The 25549-nt window shown below is 50.5% G+C and carries 24 protein-coding genes; 9 read left to right on the top strand and 15 right to left on the bottom strand.

Features of this window, described 5'->3' with window-relative positions; all coding sequences use genetic code 11:
* Positions 1-66 precede the first annotated feature (66 nt).
* From GYRE_RS18685 to GYRE_RS18695, 3 genes are all read left to right on the top strand, one after another.
* The gene (locus tag GYRE_RS18685; RefSeq protein ID WP_006820043.1) at positions 67-462 is read left to right on the top strand and encodes a VOC family protein; all 396 of its coding nucleotides are present in this window, start codon (positions 67-69) and stop codon (positions 460-462) included.
* Between the two features lie 319 nt (positions 463-781).
* Positions 782-2473 (top strand): arylsulfatase, encoded by a 1692-nt coding sequence (locus GYRE_RS18690; RefSeq protein WP_038257465.1) that lies wholly within the window; start codon positions 782-784, stop codon positions 2471-2473.
* Between the two features lie 70 nt (positions 2474-2543).
* Positions 2544-3806 (top strand): anaerobic sulfatase maturase, encoded by a 1263-nt coding sequence (locus GYRE_RS18695; RefSeq protein ID WP_038257468.1) that lies wholly within the window; start codon positions 2544-2546, stop codon positions 3804-3806.
* Between the two features lie 15 nt (positions 3807-3821).
* Here the strand turns inward: GYRE_RS18695 and GYRE_RS18700 are convergent, their stop codons facing one another.
* From GYRE_RS18700 to GYRE_RS18745, 9 genes are all read right to left on the bottom strand, one after another.
* Positions 3822-4835: an HAD family hydrolase gene (locus GYRE_RS18700; protein WP_038257471.1), complete on the bottom strand. Its 1014-nt coding sequence runs from the start codon at positions 4833-4835 to the stop codon at positions 3822-3824.
* Positions 4836-4853: 18 nt separating this feature from the next.
* The gene (locus GYRE_RS18705; RefSeq protein WP_038257472.1) at positions 4854-6038 is read right to left on the bottom strand and encodes an OmpP1/FadL family transporter; all 1185 of its coding nucleotides are present in this window, start codon (positions 6036-6038) and stop codon (positions 4854-4856) included.
* A gap of 168 nt (positions 6039-6206) precedes the next feature.
* Positions 6207-6560, bottom strand: coding sequence for a hypothetical protein (locus GYRE_RS18710; protein WP_038257475.1), 354 nt, complete (start codon positions 6558-6560; stop codon positions 6207-6209).
* 489 nt (positions 6561-7049) lie between these two features.
* Complete coding sequence (locus GYRE_RS18720) at positions 7050-7292, bottom strand: DUF2442 domain-containing protein (RefSeq protein ID WP_006820041.1); 243 nt, start codon at positions 7290-7292, stop codon at positions 7050-7052.
* A gap of 182 nt (positions 7293-7474) precedes the next feature.
* Complete coding sequence (locus GYRE_RS18725) at positions 7475-8182, bottom strand: PA1136 family autoinducer-binding transcriptional regulator (RefSeq protein WP_038257481.1); 708 nt, start codon at positions 8180-8182, stop codon at positions 7475-7477.
* A 10-nt stretch (positions 8183-8192) separates the two neighbouring features.
* On the bottom strand, positions 8193-9044 hold the full coding sequence (gene hchA / locus GYRE_RS18730; protein WP_373896516.1) for a glyoxalase III HchA: 852 nt from the start codon (positions 9042-9044) through the stop codon (positions 8193-8195).
* A 222-nt stretch (positions 9045-9266) separates the two neighbouring features.
* Positions 9267-10049 (bottom strand): ABC transporter ATP-binding protein, encoded by a 783-nt coding sequence (locus tag GYRE_RS18735; RefSeq protein ID WP_038257486.1) that lies wholly within the window; start codon positions 10047-10049, stop codon positions 9267-9269.
* Between the two features lie 29 nt (positions 10050-10078).
* Positions 10079-11758, bottom strand: coding sequence for an ABC transporter permease subunit (locus tag GYRE_RS18740; RefSeq protein WP_237723268.1), 1680 nt, complete (start codon positions 11756-11758; stop codon positions 10079-10081).
* Between the two features lie 180 nt (positions 11759-11938).
* Positions 11939-12160 (bottom strand): hypothetical protein, encoded by a 222-nt coding sequence (locus tag GYRE_RS18745; protein ID WP_006820036.1) that lies wholly within the window; start codon positions 12158-12160, stop codon positions 11939-11941.
* A gap of 712 nt (positions 12161-12872) precedes the next feature.
* On the opposite strand from GYRE_RS18745, the gene GYRE_RS18750 reads away from it, so the two are divergent.
* Entirely contained in the window at positions 12873-14777 is a 1905-nt protein-coding gene (locus GYRE_RS18750; protein ID WP_038257491.1) for a sulfatase family protein, read from the top strand.
* A 21-nt stretch (positions 14778-14798) separates the two neighbouring features.
* Positions 14799-16031, top strand: a complete 1233-nt coding sequence (locus tag GYRE_RS23975; RefSeq protein ID WP_072009090.1) for an anaerobic sulfatase maturase — start codon at positions 14799-14801, stop codon at positions 16029-16031.
* On the opposite strand, the gene GYRE_RS18760 is transcribed toward GYRE_RS23975, so the two are convergent.
* On the bottom strand, positions 15928-16884 hold the full coding sequence (locus tag GYRE_RS18760) for a LysR family transcriptional regulator (RefSeq protein WP_006820033.1): 957 nt from the start codon (positions 16882-16884) through the stop codon (positions 15928-15930). The genes GYRE_RS23975 and GYRE_RS18760 overlap by 104 nt on opposite strands.
* A gap of 148 nt (positions 16885-17032) precedes the next feature.
* On the opposite strand from GYRE_RS18760, the gene GYRE_RS18765 reads away from it, so the two are divergent.
* Both GYRE_RS18765 and GYRE_RS18770 read left to right on the top strand, forming a co-directional pair.
* The gene (locus GYRE_RS18765; protein ID WP_038257497.1) at positions 17033-18007 is read left to right on the top strand and encodes an amidohydrolase family protein; all 975 of its coding nucleotides are present in this window, start codon (positions 17033-17035) and stop codon (positions 18005-18007) included.
* A 114-nt stretch (positions 18008-18121) separates the two neighbouring features.
* Complete coding sequence (locus tag GYRE_RS18770; protein ID WP_038257499.1) at positions 18122-18484, top strand: hypothetical protein; 363 nt, start codon at positions 18122-18124, stop codon at positions 18482-18484.
* 307 nt (positions 18485-18791) lie between these two features.
* Here the strand turns inward: GYRE_RS18770 and GYRE_RS18775 are convergent, their stop codons facing one another.
* Both GYRE_RS18775 and GYRE_RS18780 read right to left on the bottom strand, forming a co-directional pair.
* The gene (locus tag GYRE_RS18775; protein ID WP_038257502.1) at positions 18792-20189 is read right to left on the bottom strand and encodes an MFS transporter; all 1398 of its coding nucleotides are present in this window, start codon (positions 20187-20189) and stop codon (positions 18792-18794) included.
* 61 nt (positions 20190-20250) lie between these two features.
* Complete coding sequence (locus tag GYRE_RS18780; RefSeq protein ID WP_038257505.1) at positions 20251-21339, bottom strand: cellulase family glycosylhydrolase; 1089 nt, start codon at positions 21337-21339, stop codon at positions 20251-20253.
* Positions 21340-21544: 205 nt separating this feature from the next.
* On the opposite strand from GYRE_RS18780, the gene GYRE_RS18785 reads away from it, so the two are divergent.
* Entirely contained in the window at positions 21545-22555 is a 1011-nt protein-coding gene (locus GYRE_RS18785; RefSeq protein ID WP_038257508.1) for a LacI family DNA-binding transcriptional regulator, read from the top strand.
* Here the strand turns inward: GYRE_RS18785 and GYRE_RS18790 are convergent.
* The gene (locus tag GYRE_RS18790) at positions 22552-22947 is read right to left on the bottom strand and encodes a (R)-mandelonitrile lyase (protein WP_006820026.1); all 396 of its coding nucleotides are present in this window, start codon (positions 22945-22947) and stop codon (positions 22552-22554) included. The genes GYRE_RS18785 and GYRE_RS18790 overlap by 4 nt on opposite strands.
* A gap of 98 nt (positions 22948-23045) precedes the next feature.
* Positions 23046-23588, bottom strand: a complete 543-nt coding sequence (locus tag GYRE_RS18795; RefSeq protein ID WP_038257512.1) for a GNAT family N-acetyltransferase — start codon at positions 23586-23588, stop codon at positions 23046-23048.
* Between the two features lie 130 nt (positions 23589-23718).
* On the opposite strand from GYRE_RS18795, the gene GYRE_RS18800 reads away from it, so the two are divergent.
* On the top strand, positions 23719-24165 hold the full coding sequence (locus tag GYRE_RS18800; protein WP_038257514.1) for a VOC family protein: 447 nt from the start codon (positions 23719-23721) through the stop codon (positions 24163-24165).
* Between the two features lie 25 nt (positions 24166-24190).
* Here GYRE_RS18800 and GYRE_RS18805 read toward each other — a convergent pair whose 3' ends face one another.
* Positions 24191-25546, bottom strand: coding sequence for an MFS transporter (locus GYRE_RS18805; RefSeq protein ID WP_038257516.1), 1356 nt, complete (start codon positions 25544-25546; stop codon positions 24191-24193).
* Between the last annotated feature and the right edge of the window lie 3 nt (positions 25547-25549).

The following is a 25549-nucleotide window of genomic DNA, read 5'->3' on the forward strand; positions in this document are numbered from 1 at the left end:
AGTTCAACGACTCAGAGACCGGACTGGGGGGATTTTTGTAGGCCATCAAAGGATGAAAGGAAGAAGATGAGAACGCAGAAAAAATGTCTGGCGTATGTGTCTATTGTGGTTGATGACTATGATAAGGCTATTGACTACTACACCGGGAAATTGGGTTTCACTCTCATAGAGGATACGCCTCAGGAAGGTAAGCGCTGGGTTGTTGTGTCACCTAATCCGGAAAGCGACTGTAACCTGTTGTTATCCCGGGCGTCTAACGAAACGCAGAAAGCCTTTATCGGTAATCAATGTGGTGGCCGCGTCTTCTTGTTTCTGCAAACCGATGATTTTTGGCGGGATTACCACGCCATGAAGGCTGCTGGCGTACAGTTCTGCGAAGAGCCCAGAGTAGAAGAATACGGAACTGTCGTTGTCTTTGAGGATCTCTACGGCACGCGTTGGGATTTATTGCAAAACGCCTAACCGTATAGCACAAGCATGGATTACGTGTAGTAGCTCGCTATTGCTCACACTTTTTCATGCTTTTCGTATACAGACACAGGATTCAGGATTAAAGGAAAAGCAACGTCGTCCCACCCTCCCACTTCATCTCAAAAAAACGTAGTGTTCTTCTGGCGTTTTTACGCTCCATGCTCTTCACTTAAAACTCATTCGTTACAACTAGTTGAAGACCTTCGTTATTTCCACGCTGCTTTATCTTCATGATTTTACTCGTTTCATTACTTACTGAAGCGAATCAAAATGTTGCCCTTAAAGGGTTTTAGCAAGGTGAGGAATTGACATGAACAAAAGGTGGTACAAGGGAGTCGGTGTACTGGCATTCGCTGCAGGTTCGATTATCCCCTCCGGTGCGGCTAATGCAGCCGATCAGAATACAACTTCGCAGAACGGCAGTTCAGAAAAGAAACCCAACATTATTCTAATCGTGTCAGATGACACCGGATATGGAGATCTTGGGGTTTTTGGTGGGGGTGAAGGCCGTGGTATGCCAACGCCAAACCTGGACCGTATGGCTGATGAAGGTATGACATTCTTTGATTTTTATGGACAGCCAAGCAGTACACCTGGCCGTGCGGCGATGCAGACGGGACGTATTCCAAACCGTAGCGGGATGACAACCGTGGCCTTCCAGGGACAAGGCGGCGGATTACCTAAAGAAGAATGGACGCTGGCTTCCGTACTGAAAACCGGCGGTTATAAGACCTTCTTTACCGGTAAATGGCACCTTGGAGAGGCAGACTACGCCCTTCCCAACGCACAGGGCTATGACGAAATGAAGTACGTCGGCCTGTATCACCTGAATGCTTATACCTATGCGGACCCTACCTGGTTCCCGGATATGGACCCGAAGCTGCGTGAAATGTTTGCTCGTGTGACTCGTGGTGCGCTGTCTGGTAAAGCGGGTGAAGCACCGAAGGAAGAGTTTAAAATTAACGGTCAATACGTCAACACCCCGGAGGTGGATGGCAAAGAAGGTGTCGTTGGTATTCCATTCTTTGACCGCTATGTTGAAAAAGCCTCGCTCGACTACCTGGAAGCAAACGCGAAATCATCCGAGCCGTTCTTTATAAGTATCAACTTCATGAAGAACCATCAGCCGAATATGCCAGACCCGGACTTTATCGGTAAATCCATGTCGAAGAGCAAATATGCCGATTCGATGGTGGAGATGGATGCGCGCGTCGGTCATATCATGGATAAACTCCGTGAGTTGGGGCTCGACAAAAATACACTGGTGGTCTGGACCACGGATAACGGTGCCTGGCAGGATGTTTATCCGGATGCAGGCTACACACCGTTCCGTGGTACCAAAGGAACCGACCGTGAAGGCGGTACCCGTGTGCCTGCCATCGCCTGGTGGCCAGGGAAAATTAAAGATCACAGCCGCAATCACGATATTGTCGGCGGACTGGATTTGATGGCGACCTTTGCCTCCGTTGCAGGTATCAAACTGCCGACGAAAGACCGGGCCGGTCAGCCGATTGTCTTCGACAGCTACGATATCTCGCCGGTACTGTTCGGCACCGGTAAAGATCCACGTACATCCTGGTTCTACTTCACTGAGAATGAACTTACCCCAGGGGCCGTTCGCGTGGGGCATTACAAAGCGGTGTTCAACCTGCGGGGGGACAACGGTGCGCAGACTGGCGGTCTGGCGGTAGATTCCAACCTCGGCTGGAAAGGCGCGGAATCCTACGTAGCCACCGTGCCGCAGATCTTTGACCTTTGGCAGGATCCGCAAGAACGCTACGATATCTTCATGAACAACTATACCGAGCACACCTGGACCCTGGTGACCTTTAACGAGGCCATCACGGAACTGATGAAGACCTATGTTGAGTACCCGCCTCGTAAGCCGCAGAGTGAAGCCTACAGTGGGCCAATCACCCTGTCTCAGTACCAACGATTTAAAAATGTGCGTGACCAGTTACAAAAAGAAGGTTTCCAGTTAGCTCTGCCGACCGGTAACTAATAAACCCCCTGCCCGGTGCCGCTGCGCCGGGCTTTTCTTTTTTTGGCATGAATAAGACAGGTCCAGGTTGATGAAAAAAAGCACCACGATTCCTCTGACCCCTCTGCAGAACCACGGACGTTACCTGCCCGCCTACAAACGACGCTATCACATGATGGCCAAACCCAGCGGTTCAACCTGCAACCTGGACTGCCAGTACTGCTTCTATCTGCATAAAGAAGATCTTTTGCATCAACCCCATGACAAAGGCATGAGCGACGAAGTACTGGAGAAATTCATTCGCCAGTATATTCAAAGCCAGGACGGTGAAGAGATAATTTTCTCCTGGCAAGGCGGTGAACCCACCCTGATGGGGCTCGATTTTTTTGAGAAAGTCATTGCACTGCAAAAAAAATATCAGCCGCAGCACCAACGTATTGAGAACGACTTTCAGACCAACGCGGTGCTGATTAACGATAAATGGGCGGCGTTCCTGAAGAAACATAATTTTCTGGTAGGCGTCTCTATTGATGGCCCGCAGGAGATCCACGACCGCTTCCGTGTGACCCGCAGCGGCAAACCCACTTTCGATAAAGTGATGGCAGGTATAGAGGCTCTGAAACGCCACCAGGTTCCCTTCAATGCGCTGGCGGTGGTAAACCGGGTAAATGCGCGCTTTCCCCGCGAGGTCTACCGTTTTCTTACCCGCGAGCTCGGAGCAACCTACATTCAGTTTACCCCCTGTGTCGAAGCCACCGATTTCAAAACTACCGCCCCCCAGTTCTGGCGTGAAGAATTAATCCCGATTACCGGCTCCCGGCGGGCAAAGCCTGGCGATCTTGATTCTATTGTGACCGACTGGTCGGTAGATCCCGATGACTGGGGAACCTTTCTGGTTGAAACCTTTGATGAATGGGTGACTTACGATCTGGGTCGGGTGCAGGTCAACTTGTTTGAAACCGCCGTAGTACAGACGATGGGGCTTCCGTCACAGCTGTGTATCACTGCTCCCTTTTGCGGTAAAGCGCTGGCGATTGAGAAAAATGGTGACGTCTATTCCTGCGACCACTATGTATACCCGGAGTACCGTCTTGGGAATATTCGCGAACATAAACTGGCGCATATGGTGTTCTCCGAACGGCAAAAAACGTTTGGGATGGGTAAAAAAGAGACCTTGCCGGCATACTGCAAAAGTTGTCCGCATCTGAATCTGTGCTGGGGAGAGTGCCCGAAAAACCGTATTGTCCGGGCACCTGATGGAGAGGAAGGGCTTAACTACTTGTGCCCTGGATTTAAGCACTTTTATAAGACGACCAAACCAACGCTTGAGAAAATTGCGTCTATGCTGAAGTAGCCGAATGTGGGGTCGCTATTTCGTGGCCCCAATATTTTGTGCTTTACATAGCGCGGGGTCGAAAATCGTTTTCCAGTCCTGTTTCATATCCACTACCGTCCAGCCTTTTTGCGCCGCCTGGGTCAGCCCATTCACCAGTTTGCCGCTCGCCGGTGGATGACTGTCGTAAGCGTATTCGCGTTCGCTGTCCGTATGGTGAACCAGCAGTTCAAAGGTTTTATAGTCCGGGTTTGCCGCGGTGTACTGCAGCATAGCAAGATCGCCGTCACTGTTGCCGAACGCGGCTACCGGGCGTTGCCCCATAAAAAGGTGAATGGCCACCGGTTTTTCAACGGCATCGTCGTTGAAGGCTCCTTTCATGGTTTTTCGCAGCTGTGTACCGTTATCGGTGAGGCTAAATTCGCTCAATGAGAACGAACCAATCACCTGCTCCGGCGGAATACCGTACATTTTCTCCGACACCACGCGCATAAAGTCGATACCGCCACCGGAGACAATCCATGTTTTAAAGCCGTTCGTGCGCAGGTAGTCCAGAAGCTGACGCATTGGCTGATAACCCATCCGATCGTAACGACAGCCGGTGCGCTTGTCCTTGTGAGTATCCATCCACGTGGCGACACGCTGACTGAACGCTTCCGTTGTCATGCCACTGTGGGTTAAGGCAACCAGCTTAAGCAGACCTTTTTCACCGGAAGCGGCGACGGCCTTCAGATCGTTATTAAGCACCGCGTTAACCAACGGATCGTTTTTCCATTCTGGTTTATCCGGTGCCTGACGTTTGATTTCATCCACTGCAAACTGTAATTGATAAGTTAGTGGGGCTTCTGGCCACAGCGTTCCATCGTTGTCGAATACCACATAACGCTTATTGAGCGGAATAAAGTCAGGACTACCTTCCCGCGTGGCGTCCTGCACCCATTTTTCAATGGCCTGTTTCGCTGGTGTATCATTCCAGGCTGAGAGCATATCGGAGCTGGCAGCACAACTGAAACTCAGCAGTAACGTACTGAGAAGTATCGTTTTTCGCATACACCATCCTTTCTGTTATTAAAACTGGTAGCTGTAGTTGACGCTGGTAAACCACAGGTACGGATGATTATAGTCACCACTCAGCAACTCAGGAGATTGCACCTTCGAAGACTGCATATGCAGATATTCGACGGCAAAACCAATATTGCTGGCGGGTGTTAGCTGATATTGCGCCCCCGTGCCGAAGCGCCACTCATCCCCCGTTGGCAACGTCATTGCGACATCGCTCTGGTTGCGGTACGGCGAACTATCAAACGCGACGCCTGCATTCAGACGCCACTGCTGCGTTGGTCGATATTGCACACCCAGTGCGGTATGCCAGGTGTCCTTCATGCGGTTGGATTTATCAAGCGTATCGCCGCTAACCGTAATCTGCGGTGCGCCAAACTGACTCCAGTCCTGCCAACCCAGATCGCCCATGACCGACCACTGGGTATTAATGTCATGTACCAGACTCAACATTAGCTGTTGTGGTGCGCGAACCTGTGCCGAAATAGGCAGGTTGTACTCGACATCAGGTAGACTCGGGAAACGTGCTTTGCCGTTCACATTGAAGTCGTAGTCCGTTTTGCTGTTCCAGGCGACCCCCGCCCGGGTTTGCTCTGTCAGCTGCATTAACAACCCGAGACGATAGCTCGTTGCCCAGTCATGATCGTTGTCTTTGTGATCACCGCCATCAACATTGCGGGTCAGAGATAAAAAACCATAGTTGAGGTTTACTGACCCGCCCACTGAGACCCGGTCACTAAGCTTCCATGCGAGTGAGGGGCTTAGCGTCATCGCCGCCATGGTGCTCTTCTTGATAAGTCGATCACCGGCCCAGTTACCGTAATCGATACCGAGGCCATAGTTGCCGTACAGTCCGACACCCGCGTACAGATTTTCGTTAATTTTCTGGCTATAGAATGCACTGGCATTAGGGGTCAACTTCATGACATTGCCAGGGCTCTGCAAACGGTCGTTGTCTAACTGGTAATCAATATTGCCCCCCAGCGCCTGCAGCCCACCGGTAAACATATGATCCGGCAGCCGCGTCATTCCTGCCGGGTTGGTGACGATAGTCGAAGCATCCTGCGCGCGGGCGGCCTGCCCGGCCCCCGCAAGCGCGGTGTCTTCAGTTCCGATTTCATAGAAATAGAGCGCACTGGCCTGAGTCACAGAGGAAAACGTCAGTCCGGTACTGAGAAGAAGGATTTTTTTCATTGTTTTTCAGCCGGGTCAGAGGTATTAGAATTTTCATGTATGTATCAGCATAGCGTGAAAATAAATATTGGGATAAATACCTGAGCCGGCCGAAAATAGTGACTACTGCAATAGTTCCATTGAAGGTTTGTTGTGCATCGGTGACAAAAAGACAGATTTCCCTGCGCTCTACCAGTCGTACCCCATACTGACAGATTCTTCTTCTTTCTCACCGGTGTACGGGTTGAACTTCGACGTACCGCTAACACTTACCTTGCCGTTTCTCGTCGTATAGGTTTCTTCCTGATTAAAATTACCGAACATCGATCTTTTTTCGGTAAACTCCGGTGAGCCCGCATTTTCATCATGCCACTTAAGCTCGTTCTTTTTATATTCAGTGACCGATGAAGATGCCGTGCTGGTTGGTTCAGGAGCGGTATAACCATATCGACCAGCAGGAAGATCGGCAATTGCGCCCGTCGCAAATGACCCTAAAATAATGGGGATAAGGATGTTGAAAATGTTCCTTTTGGTGTTGTGCATATCTGCCTTCCTTCCCAGAAGATTAAAACTAAAACACTGCATTGAATGAGTTGGCTTATTTACCAGCCGAAGCGTGCACCTCCATCAGTGCTATTATCCACGCGACCTCTTTCCTGGAGACGTTGCGCACGTTTCTGCCTGAAGTACTCTTTCTTCTGCTCTGCGCTCATGTGGTCTGTTTTGTTAAGACCGTAGGGGAAAGGTGAACAATTATATATATAAGTACAGGGACGGTTTCTGCTGGCATCCGTATTATAGGGTCCTGTCTCACCTGAGTTACAGGCTGCCAGCATAAACAGAGGGATAGCCAAAAATCCCTTTCGTAAAACGCTCATGATGTGAGCTCCTTGTTAGTGTGCTGATTTGTATGTGAAAATCAGTATTGTCCAATCCCCTTTTTTAGGATGTTAACACCATCATCAGGTGATAACAATAATCATTACCAAATTTATAGCCCTTTAGAGATGAGGTCAGAGCAGTTCGCCCTACTCAATCGTCAATATTATCTGGTATTGGGTATCCTGCGCTGTTCAATACTTCATTTAACGTCAGAGATTCGCCGATATCAGGCCATTCGATGCCCTCTGGCGTAATTTTGTAATTTTTTAAATCAGCGATCCGTGCCTGCTTTAGCAATGGAAACCAATAATACGGAATCGACAGAATCAGTCCGTTTTTCAACTCCAGACAAATATGATGAGCAGTATAACGAGCTTTTTTCATTTCCAACATAGAATTTCCCTCAATAAAATATCAACAAAAATGGAAAAGTTCTGGAAAGCACTGTGACTCGTTAGATGCTACAAGGAAATATCGCCATGGTCAGCTTAAGATACTAAACGGGTGTTTTTTGATTAAAAACCGAATCCTCACATCAGGATATTATCCCCTGCACTACCTTAGCGCTGGGGCGCTTATCCTTCGATATCGCCATTTCTCACTGCCATTCTGATTGCCTCTACGGTCGTCGCGACGCCTAACCGCTGCCGGGCCGCACGAAGATGATTTTCCACCGTACGTGGAGAAATTCCCAGCGTCACTGCAATGTCCGCCTGTCTCCGGCCGGCTGCCGTCCATGCCAGAACTTCGCGCTCACGCTTCGAAAGCGTCCCTTCAGTTTGTTCACGTAAGTGGCCCTTCATCCTGCGCAACGTATAGAACGCCGTAACCGCTACCAGCTGGATGCTGAGGCGAGCCTCCGACGAGGTGTCGATTTTCTCTCCACCGAAACTTGCGGCCCCTTCCAGCCCATGCAAGCCAAAAACAGGGATTTGCAAACCGTGAACGCCACTTCCCTGCGGTTTGCGCACCACCCGATACTGCTCGCCGGTTTGTCCTGAACATTTGCTCCAGTAAAATGGTTCGTCGGTTTCTAATATATGCTGTGTTACCGGACAACGGCGCATATAGGTTAGCTCATCGACTTCTTCGCCGTTAAACCAGTCGCCTTCGACCCAAAAAATCCTGTCAATAATAGCGTCATGGTTAACAGAGGCGGAGTAAAAGACATAGCGGTTATAACCATACGATGTCGCGAACTGACGCACGGCAACCTGGACTTCCAGCGGATTTTTGCTGCTTTCGATCGTGATTGCCGTACGAATTGCGTTATTTTCCAGCATGAAGGCGCTCTTAACTGATTGCATCCAACAACGCTTTCGCGGCCAGTTTACCTAATGCGTTGCCGGCGAGTGGGCTGTCGCCGGTGAGCATTCTCCTGTCCTGATGCGTGGCGCCGCTGATATCCTTGTTTACTATCTCAAAACCGATGTTTTTCAACTGTTCGCCAAATTGCCAGGTTAAGTGTCCAGGCATATAACCAATATCCGGTGTCTGGGCATCCAGCGTATCCGGGAATGCGCAAATTTTATAACCGGCAAACAGGTCGTTACGCTCAACCGAAAGAAACGCGGCGGGTCCGTGGCAAAGCGAAATAATGAATTTGTCATTGGCCATGGCCCACTCGAGCACATTTTTCACTTCGGCGCTTGCGGGAAGCCCAATAAGCGCGCCGTGACCACCAGGTATAAATACGGCGAGATAATCAGAATCGTTGCCCAGCTCGGCACTGATGACATCCGCGAGTTTTAGCGGTGCTTTAAAGTGCTCATGGTATCTGGTAAACAGACCGGTAATCTCTTCATCCTCGGTTGGCATAGCCCAATATTCAAACTTCACTGGATTACCGGAGAGTGTCGCAATGTCGAAGCTAAAACCCGCTTTATCAAGGTGATACATAGGCAACAGCGTTTCTACCGGATGGTTTCCCGTCGAGAAGAAAGTCCCGTTGTCCATCTGCAGATAGCGCTCATCGGCACATAACATCAGGATCTTCCAACGTCCTCCCGTGTAAGGCGAAGGATAACTGGCACCGCTAAGATTTGACCGGGGGGAAGTAAACTGGCTGAGTGAGTATGGTGAAGGGAAAAAAGCATCATATTCAGCCGGATCTGGCGTTGGACGTTTATCATTGGAGGTATTCACAGTCATGGTATTCTCCTGTAATTAACGAGATGGCCTTCCCACTATAGAATGTTAACAATACATGTAAATAAGGGATTTCCCTCAGAGCCACGGTATCATGCTATTTAAGGCTGCGAATAACTCATTGTTTTACATTACACTCAGTGTTGTTACCGTCAGAAATATATATCCATGATAACTGTGATGATTAGCTCGTCCATGAGCTAATCCCTACCCTCTTAATTATGCGCAGGCGGCAATACGGTCATTGAGCGTGTCGCTTATCTTCTCAACCATCGGAGAAATACTTTCCTTGGTTCGTTGACTGCGCTCGATATTAATGTTGAAAATATCCGTTATTGTGCTGGGATGCCCGCCAAGCAGACATACGCGGTCTGAAAGCATTACTGCCTCCTCAACGCTGTGTGTCACCAGTAGCATCGAGCGTGTTTTAATGACCCGGTTTTCCCACAACTCGATAAGATCCTGACGAAGTTTATTGCCCGTGAAAATATCCAGCGCTGAGAACGGCTCATCCATCAGTAAAAGGTCTGGCTCTACCGCCAGCGCGCGGGCAAAACCGACTCGCTGGCGCATTCCTCCTGAGAGCTCTCGCGGATAGGCTTTCTCGTAGCCGGAAAGACCGATGAGATCCAGCATATCCATCGTTCTTTTCCCAACTTCGTCTGAAGAAAGTCCCTGAGCCTGTAAGCCAAATGCGACGCTATCGAACACATTTAACCATGGAAAAAGCGCAAACGACTGGAAGACCATACTGGTATTTTTGCCCGGTCCGTTAACAGGCAGGTCACAGCAAACAATAGAACCGAAATCGGGTTCGACAAGGCCGGCAACCATACGCAGAAGCGTTGATTTTCCAGAGCCGGAACGGCCGAGTAACGCCACAATCTCATTCTCTTTTATCTCAAGGTTGATATGCTCCAGCACGGTGACTTTTTGCTTCCGCTCTTTATTAAAAAATTTAGAGACGTTTTTAACTTCTAATACCAATGGTGATTTTTTCATAGTAAATCCTGCGATCCGGTTATTACTCATTAGTCGAATTTGAAACGGTTTTCTGCGTAACGGTACATAGGTTGCCAGACGAAAATAATGCACAGCAGCACCATGAAGCACATTGCCAGGCATCCTAGCGCTTGCTGTGGATTTTGGCCGGCGTCACCGGCAAGGGAAATAAAGGCACCGAGCCCATTGGTTTGTAGGGTGATTTTTCCCCAGTTCAGTACTTCGGCAGCGATAGCCGTATTCCAGGCCCCCCCGGCAGCAGAAATTACCCCTGTCACGATGTAAGGGAAGACAGCAGGAAGCGTGAATTTTGTCCACCACAGCCACCCGCGCAGATGAAAGACTTTACTCGCCTCCACCATCTGGCTGGGGATCATTGATGTCCCGGCAATCACATTAAAAAGTACGTACCATTGTGTTCCCAACATGATCATCGGGATGGTCCAGCTCCCCAAATCCTGGTGCCATGCCACAATCATAAAAGCAATCAGCGGATAAAAGACGTTGGCAGGAACTGCGGCTAATACCTGGATAATGGGCTGGAACAAACGTACCAGCTTGGGCCGCAGACCAATCCATACGCCCAGAGGCGTAAAGATAACCACGCTGAGTACCATAGCTGCAATCACCCGCGCGGCAGTTAATCCCATCCAGCCCGGGAGTGACGACAAATACTCCCGGGGAATGAACAACCACAGCTGGTGTCCGTAATAAATACAGCCAACGACGATTGCCAGATACCACAAACTGGACCACAGCCAGTTCATCTGGCTCAGGAAAGCAAAAACGCGATGCAACTTTAATCCGTACCATGCTTTCGGTAGCACAAACAGCCAGAACAAAGAGAACTGCTTACAGGCGCGACCCAAACCTTGCCCTATCATTGAATGGCTCAGGCATTGATAGAACCACGAGCTGGGCACTTTTCTGTCACTAACATCCTCATATTTAAACTGATGGGCGTAGCGAACCAGCGGGCGAAATAGCAGTTGGTCAAAGATAACGATATTAACGATAAGCGCTAACACACCACGGAGTATGCCTGGAAGACTGCCGTCCTGTAGCGCAATACCAATATAAGAACCAACACCAGGTAAATTCGTACTGCCGTCCCCTACCGTCAGCATCTCTGAGGCAATCAACGCGAACCAGGCGGCAGACTGCGACACCATGGTATTCCACAGCAAACCCGGAAATGAATAGATGAACCCCAGTCGCCAGAATTTCTGCCACGGGTTATAGCGGAACGCTTCCGTCGCTTCTGCCAGCTCATTGGGCACGACTCTGAGCGTCTGGTAGAGCGTCAGCATCATGTTCCACGCTTGCGCGGTAAAAACGGCAAATATTGCAAGCCCTTCCAGTCCCATTACGCTATGAGGATAAAGCCCAAGGAAAAACGCAGTGGTAAAAGTCAGGAAGCCCACTAACGGAACGGATTCCATAAAGTTAACGAAGGGCAAAATGACACGTCTCATCGGAACATATTTTGCTGCCAGTACCGCAAAGACGATTGAAAATATCATCGAGTAAAACAGCCCGATAATCAGGCGCATGGTGGTGCGAAGCGTGTAGTAAGGAAGAAAATGATAATCGAGGTTTAGCGCGGGTAAATCACGTCCATTGAATGCGCTATGCATCCCCTGCCAACCGTAGATAAATAAAAGAATACTTGCCACAAGAATAAATCCGACAACCACATCGTTAAGCACAGAAGTTGTCTTGCTTCTGTGTTTTGTCAAAGCATGCATAATAAGAGTCTCCGCTCATTAATTCATGCGCAGGGAAAAATCTTCACTGAACATGAATGAATAATGCAAGATGAGAGTTACAAACCCAAATTAGCCATAGAGGAATGCAGGCGTCACCTGCCCTCTATGGCATATTACGAATTAAGGCAGCAGCGTGTCGATATAATCCTCAACAGCGCGCTGTCTTTTTTGCGCTAGTTTTTGCAGGAAGCCACTGACGAGATTTTTCCCATCAGAGAGCGTTTTATTAATGGAGAGTGGTGATGAATTTCTCGCTGGCTGACAGGTATCCGCCAGCGCTGAAAAATGAATTGTGCTATTAGCATCAACGTAAAACATATAGCGTTTGGTTGTGAGCAGCATGCTACACCTCACCTAAGTGCATAAAATGAAAGGTCAATATCTGACAGCTTTAAGGCAACTGCCGTGACCACCTCCATTGCATACACCTGATTTCAATGCAGATAGTCAGCCTGTGCTTAGCCCTCTCGATGGAGGTTCATCAGAAATGTTATGCGTCATAACGCTTCTCCTCTTGGAAATATGGGGTTAATTCGGGGATACCGGGATGATTCCGATGAGAACATCACGCTACCTCAATGTTTATTTTGAGGCGCAATCACATGATAAGTGGGATTGCTGCCCGCCGGGACCGGCAAGCAGCGACAGGAATTTTTGCGCTAGCTCGCCTTATTATTAAGTTCAGGATAACTGTCCAACGCATGACTCCTGTTTGAAAGATGCCTCATTATAGCTATGCGGCTTCAACGGTAAATTAAAAAATCACTTCCAGTTATGAATTGTTTAGCTATGACAAGATAAGAGTTAATGTTTCAAAACAATACGGCTTGTGCCTTTTCATGTATCTACCGTCGCCAGTCATCGAAACAGCGATTGTCGACGATAAATAATTACAGGGCTAAACGTGATGATACAGACTTTCACTGAAAATCGATTAAATAACAAAGTTAGGTAAAGTTAAAAGTAACCGTACAATATCTTACGCAATCTGTCTTTGTCACAAAGAAAAATTGTCATAGGTTTATCCGTCATCGTGTTTAAAACGGAGAGTAATATGACAGATAAAATGAAAGTTTCACGCCGAAAATTCTTGCTAGGATCCGGTGTCATTACGGCAGCAACGTTAGTCACTGCGCCAGAAGCATTAGCAAGGAATATAGTGACAGCGTCCCCTGAAGGTGCACCTCAACAACAAGGAGCTGCGTTATCTAAAAAGTATCACTATCAGTTTAGCGGAGAAATGCCCGATAAAATCCCCGAAGGCTATAATATCCTTTTCATCACATCGGATCAGGAGCGTCACTTTGATCCTTATCCGTTCCCCGTACAGGGCCGTGAGCGCTTAATGGAATCGGGAACAACATTCACCAACCATCATATTTGCAGTAGTGTTTGTACACCTTCTCGTTCGGTGTTATATACCGGCTTGCATATGCCTGAGACTAAAATGTTTGATAACCCCGGTTTTCCGTGGATGCCGGACAGCCTTGATCCTGAATTAGGTACCATTGGTAATATCATGAGCGAAATAGGTTATTACCCTGCATATAAAGGAAAGTGGCATTTAAGTACTTTAATGGAGGATCCTGTTGCTAAAAACGCTGAGGGCAATACCGATATTGGCATGATCCCCAGAGTTAAGCTTCATGAAATCATGGAGGGTTATGGTTTTCACGATTATAGCGGAATTGGTGACATTATCGGACATAGTCATGGCGGATATTTATATGATGAACTTACGGCGGGAGAAGCGATAAACTGGTTGAGGGATAAAGGCAGTGAACTGCAAAGTAATAATAAGCAATGGTTCCTGGCTGTTAATCTGGTTAACCCACACGATACCATGTACATAGATACTGACACCGACGATGATAAAAACCAATGGCGCGGCGCTCTGATTCTGAACAGTAACTCTTCAACTCCCAATAAAGCGCCGCAGAACACGATTTATCGGGATTCATGGCCCGAAGTTCCGCTGGCTCCTTCCAGACACCAGGCGTTCAGCGAGCATGGCAGGCCACCAGCGCATCTTGAGTATCAGTTGTGTAATGGTTTGCTGGTTGGGAATATTGCCGATCAGGACCGTCGCTGGAGAATTCTTCAGGATTATTACTTTAACTGCATTCGTGATAACGATACTCAGCTGGTCAGGATCCTCGATGAGCTGGATGCGCTAGATTTAACCAAAAATACTATTATTGTTTATACTGCCGATCATGGTGAGTTATGCGGTGCTCATCAGATGAATGGCAAAGGTACCTGCACTTATAAAGAGCAAGTTCATGTGCCAATGATAATCAGTCATCCCGCATTTCCCGGTGGCAGAAAATGTGCTGCGCTGACCTCCCATTTAGATATCGCCCCCACTCTGGTGGGCCTGACGGGAAGTGCAAATAAATCCAGGAGTACCACCCTGAAAAACCGTAAAGGATATGACTTCAGCACTTTGCTATTTAATCCGGAATCATCCCCGATTGACGCGATTAGAAAGGGTATCTTGTATTGTTATGACATGTTGTTGTTTTCTGATGCTACCTACGTTGGCAACATGTTTAAAATAATCAGGAATGAAGCGCTAAGCCGAGAAGAAAAACAAAAACGCTTTTCTGTCCTCTCTCCAGACCTCAGAAAAAGAGGCGGTGTGCGGATGATGTATGATGGTCGATATAAATTTACGCGCTATTTTTCATTACAACAACATCATACCCCTCACACCCCAGATGAACTTTTTAGTCTTAATGATATTGAACTGTATGATCTGAAGTCGGATCCCCATGAAATGAACAATCTGGCAAATAACCAACAAAACGTGTCGTTGATTATGGCCATGAACGACAAACTCAATACGCTATTTTCAAACGAAATAGCGGGAAATGATGATGGAAGTTGGATCCCTCCCCTTCATGGGATTCAGTGGGATCTCGATCCAGAAAGAGTACATCGTTTGATGAGAGATTAATTCTATTGGGGGGAGAATATCATGTATCGTCAATGCCATGTTATGGCTAAACCAGGTGGTGCAAAATGCAATATTGATTGCAAATATTGCTTTTACCACGAAAAGCAGTCGTTGTACCCGCAGCGTAAGCAACACTGGAAAATGTCTGAAGAGACTCTGGAAGAGTATGTTAAGCAGCATATTGCGGCACAGCATTCCCATCCGGTGACGTTCTCCTGGCAAGGAGGTGAACCGCTTCTCTTAGGCCTTCCCTTTTTTCAGCGAGTTATCCGACTGTGTCAGCGTTATGGTCAGGGGATGAAAATAACTCACACGTTACAGACCAACGGGATCCTGCTCAACGAAGAATGGGCGAGCTTTCTCTCGCAACATCGCTTTATGGTCGGGCTCTCTGTTGACGGGCCCGAAGACTTGCACGATCGCTATCGCGTCAGCCATTCAGGTAAAGGCAGTCATCGGTTTGCAATGAAAGCGCTGTCGCTGCTACGCCGCTTCCAGATAGATTTCAACACATTGACGGTTGTAGGACGGCATAACGTCGCTCACGCCGGTGAGGTCTATGAGTTCCTGCGGCGTAATGGCTCACGCTACATGCAATTCATTCCGCTCGTTGAACGAGTGAGTAGCGAACCGGCTCCAACGCTCAGGCTGGTGCCCCCCGAAATACAGCACGCGCGTCTGGCCCCCTGGTCAGTCCCTTCAAAGCAGTACGGTGAGTTTCTTAGTCAGATCTTTGACATCTGGATCCGTCGGGATATTAGCCATATCTCTGTGCAAATGTTTGATGTTGCCATGGCTGCCTGGTCCAGGCAGCCAGCCGTTTTATGCGTTCACGCCGAAACCTGCGGTCATGCTTTTGCATTAGAGGCGAATGGCGACCTGTATAATTGCGATCACTATGTGTATCCGGAGCATCTTCTGGGGAATATCCATCAACGTAGTATCGATGTCATCAACAACAGTGAAGCCGCAATCTCGTTTGGCCTGGCAAAAAAGCTAACCCTCACCGACGACTGCAAGGTCTGTCAGTTTCGCTTTGTCTGCCAGGGTGGGTGTCCAAAGCACCGCTTTGCGCGCTCGTCATCGGGAGCGGCGGGTCATAACTATCTATGCGCGGGCTATCAACATTTTTTCAAGCATATCCAGCCCGTTATGAATCTGTGGGCTGCATTACTGGCCCGTGGTTGCCCACCAGCGTCGCTGATTCAGTATTTGCGTGAGCAGCACCGATTCTCACTTCGTCGAGTGCGGTAAAGAATTGCTGCAATAGCCGTGAACGAGACTCCTGGCGGTGGAAAACCACCATCGGGACGGTGAGGGTTTCTATCAGCGGTACATAGGCAATCCCGGGCATTGAAATCAAACGGGCGGATGCCGGTGCCACGGTCATTCCGTAACCTGAGGCAATGAGCAGCAACGCTGAGTCGTACTGCTCTACCTCAATGATTCGCTGAGGTTTAACCTCGAGTGAGGTCAGCCTGGCGAGTAACTCATCGGCAAGACTGGGTCTTTTTTGGTTGGTATAAACGATGAATCGCCCCTCGCTAAACGCTGCTAATGGGACAGCACAGCCGCGTTGGGCCAGCGGATTCGTCTGCGGCAATACGGCGATAAGCTGTTCCTGATACAGCGTAGTTTGTTCTATGTCATCGGCAATAACATTGATTCGGCCAATACCGACATCGATATGTCCAGCACGTAGCGCCTCTACCTGCTGCACACTGTTCATCTCCACTATCTGCACTTCCACGTCAGGACACATCTGCATGAAGCGTCTGACAACGGAAGCCAGGTGTGCATGAAAATTGGCTGAAACAAAGCCAATTTTGATAACGTTATCCTCCTGGTTGAACATGCGCTGCGCATACCCTTGCATCCGCTCTGCGCGCTGCAAAATCTCTCTCGCTTGCTGATAAATGAGTTCTCCCGCTACGGTTGTCTTTAATGGCCGGGAACGTCTGTCGATGAGCAGTCCCCCCATTTCATGTTCCAGCTCCTGGATCCGCTGGCTTAATGGTGGCTGCGATATGCAAAGAAGTGCGGCGGCTTTGGAAAATGATCCTAATTCCACCACGGTAACAAAATACTTTAAACGCCGTAGATCCATCTATCCCTCCTGGGTCAGGCAAAATGATGAGGTTCTATATCAAGCTGATATTCTGGAGACCACAATGGTATTTCCTCTTGGGATTTTTTTAAAACATACTTTGAAGGTCGTTTAATCTCGGTATAAATATACGTAAGAGTATTTCAATATGAAAAATAAAATTGCATTAGAGGAACATTTCGCCATTCAGGAAACTACAGAAGACTCCCATGAGTATATCTATCCTGATAAATGGGAAGGTATAAAACGTAATATTCAGGGAGTGGGTGAGCAGCGACTTCGTCAGATGGATAACGCGGGAATCGAGATGGCAATTGTGTCATTAAATGCGCCCGCCATACAGTGTATCCACGATCCTGTTCGAGCCGTAGAGGTGGCCCGCAGAGCCAATGATGCGCTGGCGGAACACATTGAAAAACATCGTGACCGCTTTCGTGGGTTTGCCGCTCTGCCGATGCAAGTCCCGGATGCGGCCATTGAGGAAGTGATCCGATGCTTTGTGGATTTGGGGTTCGTGGGTGCACTGGTTAACGGCTTTTCCCAACATGAACGTGAGGATTCAGCCCTTTACCTCGATGAGGCTCGTTATCATGCGTTTTGGGAGACATTTGCCGCCTTCCAGCGCCCTTTTTATCTTCACCCACGTAACCCACTCCCATCCCGGGCGCAGGCATATCAGGGGCATCCCTGGCTTCTGGGATCTGCGTGGGCGTTTGGCGTTGAAACATCGACACATGCTTTGCGCCTGATGGGCTCGGGATTGTTTGACCGGCATCCAGAGCTGCAGGTGGTGCTGGGTCACCTGGGCGAAGGCTTGCCAGCGCTTATCTGGCGGGTTGATCACCGGGTTGAGAATGAGCCCAGAGGCTATTCATGCCAACAAACGTTCCAGCACTATTTCAGCCATAATTTTCACGTCACCACCTCGGGGAATTTCCGTACCTCCGCCCTGCAGGTTGCCATCCAGGAACTGGGCGTCGAGCGCATCATGTTCTCTACGGATTTTCCCTTTGAAGAGATGGCGTGGGCATCGGAATGGTTTGATTCTGTCCCGCTCAGTGATAATGATAAATTGAAAATTTCTCGTCACAATGCGCTGAACTTATTTAATCTTCCTGACTAATAAAAGGGTGATGAGGTCTGTGCGGACCTCATTTTTAATATCCTCCGTTAACGTTTTATTGAGTTAATCAGGCATACCATCGGACTAGTGTGACTTTTGTTTAAAGGATGAACTATGTCAATGATTCGGCTTGTCGGGATACTTTTAATTCCCGGGTTATTAGCGGGCTGTGTCGATTTGGACCAAATGGGTATTCATCCGGAACTGAGGACCACCTGGATTGACAGGCCCCGCCCGGACGTTGAGCAGTGCCTCATTAATGCGGCTAAAGCGCAGCAGTTAAACTTAACGCCAGGCGGTACCCTTCCCGGTAATACCGACAGGTATCTGCTGCAGGGGATCCAACATAAAAATATTGCAGAAGTCGATATCAGAGCGGGGGATAATAATGTAACAGGAATTGACTTCTATTACTTTCCTGATGCAGAAAACCGCTGTGACGATATTGAATCAATGCTCGCTGCATGCAAAACGTAAAGGAAAACGGAATATTTATGAAATTATTTACCCACTGTACCCTACTATCGGCACTCTGCCTTTGTGCCACTCAGGCTATGGCTTTTCAGAGCACATCGCCAGAGCTGCCCTTTTCTGCCGGACACCCCGTGCGTTCAGAGCAACAGCTTCAGCAGTATAGCTACTCTGAACGGCATGAGCCGCTGCACAAAACGCCGCTGGGGGGCTGTCACGCGAGTCCTGTACCGGGTTGTAACTATCCCGTCGCCCCCGTGAAGGAGTAGAGACCACCGCTTTCTGACATTAACCGGCGGTGGTCGCACAGCAGTTATTTTGCGGTCACCGGGTCGGGTGCAGGAAGTGCATCGTTTTCTCCCGGGTCGATCCCCGTACCGTTACGCTCCGCCAGCAGGCGGCAAATTTCCGCATGCTTGTCTTCGGTAAAGGTAAAACGCGACATGATGGCAAGACGCAGCACGGAACCCACGGCAGGCAGCAGACAAATGCCGAAGAAAAGCCCCTGCAGCACCCCTCCCGTCTGGCTCGTGGCCTGCGGAATATAGCCAATGAGCGTCAGAAATACGCCAATCAGCCCCCCACCGACGGCCACCGACATTTTGCCGGTAAAGGTCTGCCCGGAGAAGGTGATCGCCGCGCAGCGTTTATGCGTGTGGTACTCCGCGTATTCGATGGTATCGGCAATCATCGAAGAGGTCAGGATATTGGTCATCATCACGAAGATATTGCTGAGACCAAGCAGCAGGAACAGCAACCATGTGAACTGATATCCGGCAAACCACATCACAATACGCACCACGATATCGAGCCCGCAGAGCAGGATAAACAGTTTTTTCTTCTGCATCCTGCGGGTCAGCATCGGCCCTACCAGGCATACCACCGCGGCAACGATCCCCATCAGGCCTATCATCATCTGCAGGCTGCCATCGCCCATGTTGTAGATGAAGAAGTAGATATAAAGCCCATTGGCGACGTTGTGGAACACGCAGAAAAAGAACGACAGCAAAATAACAAACAGCGGTTTGTTATGCCGAAGATTGCGGAAGGTATCGCGAATAGTGACCTTCTCGCCGCTGGTTGGCACCCGCTCCTTTATCTGGAAAAAACCGTTAATCATCAACGGTAAGCCTGCCAGCATCATCACCAGTGCGGCCATGAAATAGCCTTTATCGTCACTGAACCGGGAGAAGAATGCCGCCAGTTTCGGAAAGAAAATGCTGGCACAGGCGATACCGGCGTTAACCCCAAGCATAGCGGCGGTAACCGCACGAGTGCGTTGCCCGGAGTCGTTAGTCATTACCGAGGACATCGACCAGAATGGGATATCGGAGATAGCGTACAGCGTTCCCCATAAAATGTAGGTAACGCCGGCATAAAGGATCTTGGTGGTCGTGTCGGCTTCAATCTTATAAAACGACAGCAGCGTGGCGGCGGTTATCAGCAGCGGCGCAATCAATAAAAAGTGACGAAACTTTCCGAAACGGCTGTTAATGGTGTCCATAATACTGGCAAACAGCGGATCGTGGACGGCATCCCAGGCTCGGGCAATCAGGAAGATAGTACTGGCGGCAAGCGCGGAAATGCCCAGCACATCGGTATAAAAATAGTTAATAAAAGAACCCACTAAACCAAAGCTAAAACACTGACCGAGCCCGTAGCCAAAATAGGACCACAGTTCGCGTGACGGTATGTTCATTGAATTTGCCATAGCGTGTACCTTCCGCAGATCCGGCAGCGCACTGCCGGATTTCCGGTTATTAATGTTATTATCAACGTGCCGGGTGCAGACCAATCCGGCTAAGTTTACCCACCAGTGCCATTTCAGCCCGCGAGAATGGGATCCCGTTCTCTTCGAAGACGTCGTGGAACCACAGGCGGCAGTAATCCGGAGAATTCACCATGACCACCGGCCACGGCAGCCAGGTCTGCGTTTTACCCCGTACCAGGCCCCACTGATAGGGTGCGACGTTGGCGGCGTGCATCAGCGGTAGCTGCTCCTCAATGGTGCTGCCCACGTGACGGGCCAGCCATTCGGTGCAGAACAGCGGCCTCCCCAGTTGCTCCAGCTGGTGAATAATCGCCACCATACGTGCGGTATTGGTGTAGGCATGGAAGCTGATGACGTCGGAAAGCGCCAGCGCCGTCTGATCCAGCGGGTGCTGGTAGAACACCTCATCCTCCTGTTCCGGCGGCAAACGCCAGGCACAGACGGTTAACGGCTGTTGTGGATCCTCATCCCGCACCCATTCGAAGGCGTTCTGCATCAATTCGTGGGCGTAGCGCTCCAGCTTTTCGTCGTACTGTACTTCAACGGTACCGGTCGCGAAAATACCGCGGTTGCCCGGCTCGTTATACAGATCCCACAGCAATACGCGCGAGTCGGTACGAAACTCGCGAACGATGTCGCGCACGTAGCGCTCGATCTGCGGCCAGTCGTCCCGATTACAGACCTTTGCCCTGCCCGGGCTCGCCGCCGCCTGGCTGTTGTGTTTGCCCGGCACGGGTGCCTTTTGCGGACCCAGGTACGGTTCATCGCCGGAAAAACCGCAGTCATCCATCAGCGTCAGCATGGTCCGAATGCCATAGCGGTCGGCAATCGTCAAAAACTGGTTAATACGCTGAATCAGTCCGTCGCGATCGGCCTCCCAGACGATAAACGGCAGGTTAATGCGCAGACTGTTATAACCTGCTTTTGCCGCCCAGCCCAGTTCGCGTTCGATGGTTGGCGCATCGAAGGTCTCCTGTTGCCAGATATCCGTCCAGTTCACCGCCGTTGATGGTAGATAGTTAAAACCGCACAGCCAGCCTTGCTGCTGATACCACGCCTGTGCCTGCTCCCGACTCCACTGTTTTTTCATTACTTGCCCTCACTGATAATGATTAGCTAATAATTATTAGTTGGTGATGAAATGAGCAAACACCTTTGTGGTGAAAAGCGATAGCAATCACAAAGAACATCAGCAATGACCAAAAATTGTGACTGTTAACACAGCCTTATCTCTGTGTGGTTTTTAGTAATGCAGAGTATGATGTGGCTAAGATAAGCCTTAAAGGTGAGGAAGTATGAAGCGGAAGAGCAAGGTCACGATGAATGATATTGCGCGCAGTGCGGGGGTCTCACAGGCCACCGTCTCCCTGGTGCTCAATGAGTCCCGCAATATCAAACTCAGTGAAGAGACCCGCCAGCGGGTGATTGCTATTGCCACCGAGCTTGGCTATGAGCGTCTTCCCGGCGTTCATACTCCGCGTAATCAGGAAGAAATTGCCCTGCTGGTAAGTTCCCTGCAAAGTTACGATCCGTTTATCGACGCCATTAGCCAGGCGCGGGAAGCGGCGTGGCGTAATGAAATTTTGCTGACGCTCTATGAATACGGTGATGATGCCGAGCTGGCGCTGAACATCATTCGCCAGCTGGAAAAACGTAATTGTGTGGGGCTGATCCTCGCCTCTCCGGTAACGACTCTTGTGGATATGACGGCATTTCTCGACTGTACCGCCATCCCACTGGTGCTCTTAAACCAGCAGGATCCGAATAACCCGCTGTTGCCGTCATTTATCCCGGATGACTTTGCTAACGCCTACCAGGTGACGAAGCATCTTATTCAACAAGGTGCCACGCGCATTGCCCACATCACCGGTGAAAGCTGGATGGAGGCCACTCGTCAGCGGCTGGCAGGTTATCAGGCTGCGCTGGAGCAGTTCGGCATTCCCCCCCGCGATGAGTGGGTTCAGCAAACTAACTGGCAGTTTAATGAATCCTATCAGGCCACCCTTTCGCTGCTGGCGCTTGCAGAACGACCGGATGCGATATTCTGCGCCAGCGACTGGCTGACTATCGGCTGTTACCAGGCGCTGTCGACCCGTGGGGTTCAGGTACCGGAATCGATGCTGGTAGCCGGTTACGACGACCAGAAGATCTCCGAGCAGCTGAACCCACCGCTGACCAGCGTTCAGCTCCCTTACGGTGAGCTTGGCCGTCTGGCGGTGGAATATCTCTGCCGTGCCGAAGATGCCCCCGCCCAGCTCAAACTGGCTGGCCGGTTGAAGGTCCGGCGTTCAACGAAGGCGGACTAGCGCAAAAAATCTTCGTCGCTGACTTTTTCAAGCCAGGTGACCGGGCTGCCGTTGAGGGATTCTGCAATCGCGATGTGAGTCATCGCGGTCGAGGCCGTTGCGCCATGCCAGTGACGAACATCCTCCGGGATCCACACCGTGTCTCCCTGATTGATGGTCTGCTTCTCTTCGCCCTCACATTGGATCCACCCCTGCCCGTGGACAACAATCAGGGTTTGTCCCAGCGGATGCGTATGCCATGCGGTGCGGGCGCCGGGTTCAAACGTTACCGTTGCGCCGCCCACCCGTGCAGGCGGTGTGGTGCTGAACGGCGAATCAATACGTACCTGTCCGGTAAAATACGCTTCCGGGCCTTTGGCAGAAGCAACGGTCGCGTTACGAATAATTTTCATCAGGGTTAACTCCAGGCTTATGAGGGAATGGCTAAAGTGTAGCGCCGCTACGCCTGGAGTATTAGTCGCTCAACGTGATTAGGACTTATGAGCTGTGCTCATGAATGCACTGACTGTTGAACACGCATTTTATACAACACGTGCAGCGCCAGAGGGTGCTGCTCCGGTAGCGCCGGATGGAGAAATGTCCCCTGCCGCTGGAATCCCAGTCTTTGCATCAGCGTTTCCGACGGCGCGTTGTGGATAGAGGTAAAGGACACCACTTCCGCGAGTTTCAGGGTTGTGAAGGCATAGTTGAGCGCAGCTTCTGCCGCTTCACGCGCCAGGCCCTGGTGCCAGTAACGTTTCTGTAAACGCCAGCCAATCTCCGTACAGGGGGAAAAGGCGAAACGGTCCGGCTGAGACAACAATCCAACGCCGCCAATAAAATCCCCGCTCTCCTTGTGCTCCACCGCCCAAAACCCCCAGCCCTGATTTTGCGCCACGATGGTTTTGAAGCGGTGGACGAGCTGGTCACTCTCTTCTCGGTTCAGCGTGGCAGGGAAATACTTCATCACCTCGGGATCGGCGTTAAGCCCGGCGAAGGGTTCGAGATCGCTCTCCTGCCACTGGCGTAAGATTAAACGTGGGGTTTCAATCACTTTCCGTCTCCTTTAGCTGACTTTTACTATCCATAACACAATCATTTCTATAAAGAAATTGTACAGTCACTATGATTAAGATACACCGTGGTTTATTGCTCAGAACATTCATCACGTCTCAGGAGGAAGTATGGCCCCGGAATTATCAGGTATTGATGTCATGTTTGTCGCCGGCTTTGGCCCGATTACGCAGAGTACGCAGGCCAGTAGCGCTTTTTACAAAGAGGCTCTGGGACTGCCGCTGAAAGCGATGGATGGCAACCCCGACTATCTGCTTACCGGGCACGATGCGCTGGGCGGCGTTAAGCACTTCGCGCTCTGGCCGCTCAGTCAGGCGGCTGAATCCTGCTTCGGGCAGGCGCAGTGGCCGGATTCTCACCCGCGGCCGCAGGCGTGGATAGAGTTTGAAGTCAGGGATATCACGCTGGCGACCCAGGCGCTGCTGAATAAGGGTTATGTGCTACTGGTGGCGGCCCGCGAGGAGCCCTGGGGGCAAACGGTAACCCGCCTGCTGAGCCCGGAAGGCCTGCTGGCGGGCGTCACCGTGACGCCGTGGTTACGTGATAACGCGCCATAACCACAGCATTATCGGTGGCGGTGAATTACAGCGCTTTGTCCTTCGAGGTTTTACGTAACCACCATGAAGAGGTGCTTCTTGTCAGCGGCGGCGCGTTATCAATCTCCTCCATGCTGAGGTGGGAGGTTTCGCGCAGCTGACGCGTACACCAGGCGAGTAATGCCAGCGCCAGTGCGCCATAAATCGCTACCCCGGTCGGATTCTGGTTACTCATGATAAGAATCGAGGTGGCGATACTGGACGCGGTCCCCCCTCCCAGCGCTGCACCAATCTGGTAGCTTGCCGAAATTCCTGAATAGCGCATCTCCTGTGGGAACTGCTCGCCAAGAAATGCCGGGATAGGCCCCTGCGTCGCCCCCATCAGCGTCCCGATCATCGCATAGGCAATAAGTGACATTGTCACGTGCATCGTGCGAACCACCGGGAAGAAGATAAAGAAGCCGATGGCCATGATAAAGCCGCCAAATACCATCACGTTACGCCGCCCGTACTTGTCCGACAGATGGCCAAACAGCGGGGCTGAAAGAATAATGGTGACCGAGGTCATAATGTCGAACAGCAGCGCGGTGTTATTGCTGTAACCCAGCTGCGTGGCGTAGGCCAGAAAGAAGGTACTGCCAATATAGGCGATGGTGACATAACCGAAGGCAATCCCGGTGCACAGCAACAGTTCGCGCGGGCGCTGGCGCCAGGCGGCGACAATCGGAAAGGTATCGTGTTTGGGGCCTTTCTGTACATCGTCGGTCATGTTACGCATCCTGGCATACAGCCCGAACAGCACCAGCACGCCGCCCAGCCAGAACGGGATACGCCAGGCAAACTCCGCCAGATTCCCCCCCGAGGCGAGGCTGACCATACCGAAGACCGCAGAACCGAAGATCCCGCCAATACCTATCCCCATGCTGGTAAAACTACCCCACAGCCCCCGGCGACCCTTTGGCGCGGATTCAATGCCAAACAGCGCGGCGCCGCCCCATTCCCCTCCGGCGGCCAGGCCCTGCAGCAGGCGCAGGAGAACCAGCAGCACTGGGGCCATAATGCCGAGCGTGGCGTGTCCCGGCAGGCAGCCAATCATAAATGTACTGGCGCCCATCAGGGTCATGGTGGTCATCAGCACCTTTTTACGGCTGAACTTATCACCGAAATGACCAAACAGGATCCCCCCGACGGGACGCGCGAGGAAGCCCGCGCCAAAGGCGCTGAGGGAAATCAATGTCCCCATCAGGCGGTCGATTTCCGGGAAAAACACTTGAGGAAACACTAATGCAGCAGCCGTGCCATAAATAATGAAATCATAAAATTCGAGGGCAGTTCCCAGCCCCGAAACGCAGAAGGTCTTAAGTGCCGTCAGAGACGACACCTGAGAGGATGATTGAGACATGGC

The sequence above is a fragment of the Yokenella regensburgei ATCC 49455 genome (assembly GCF_000735455.1).
Classification (GTDB): domain Bacteria; phylum Pseudomonadota; class Gammaproteobacteria; order Enterobacterales; family Enterobacteriaceae; genus Yokenella; species Yokenella regensburgei.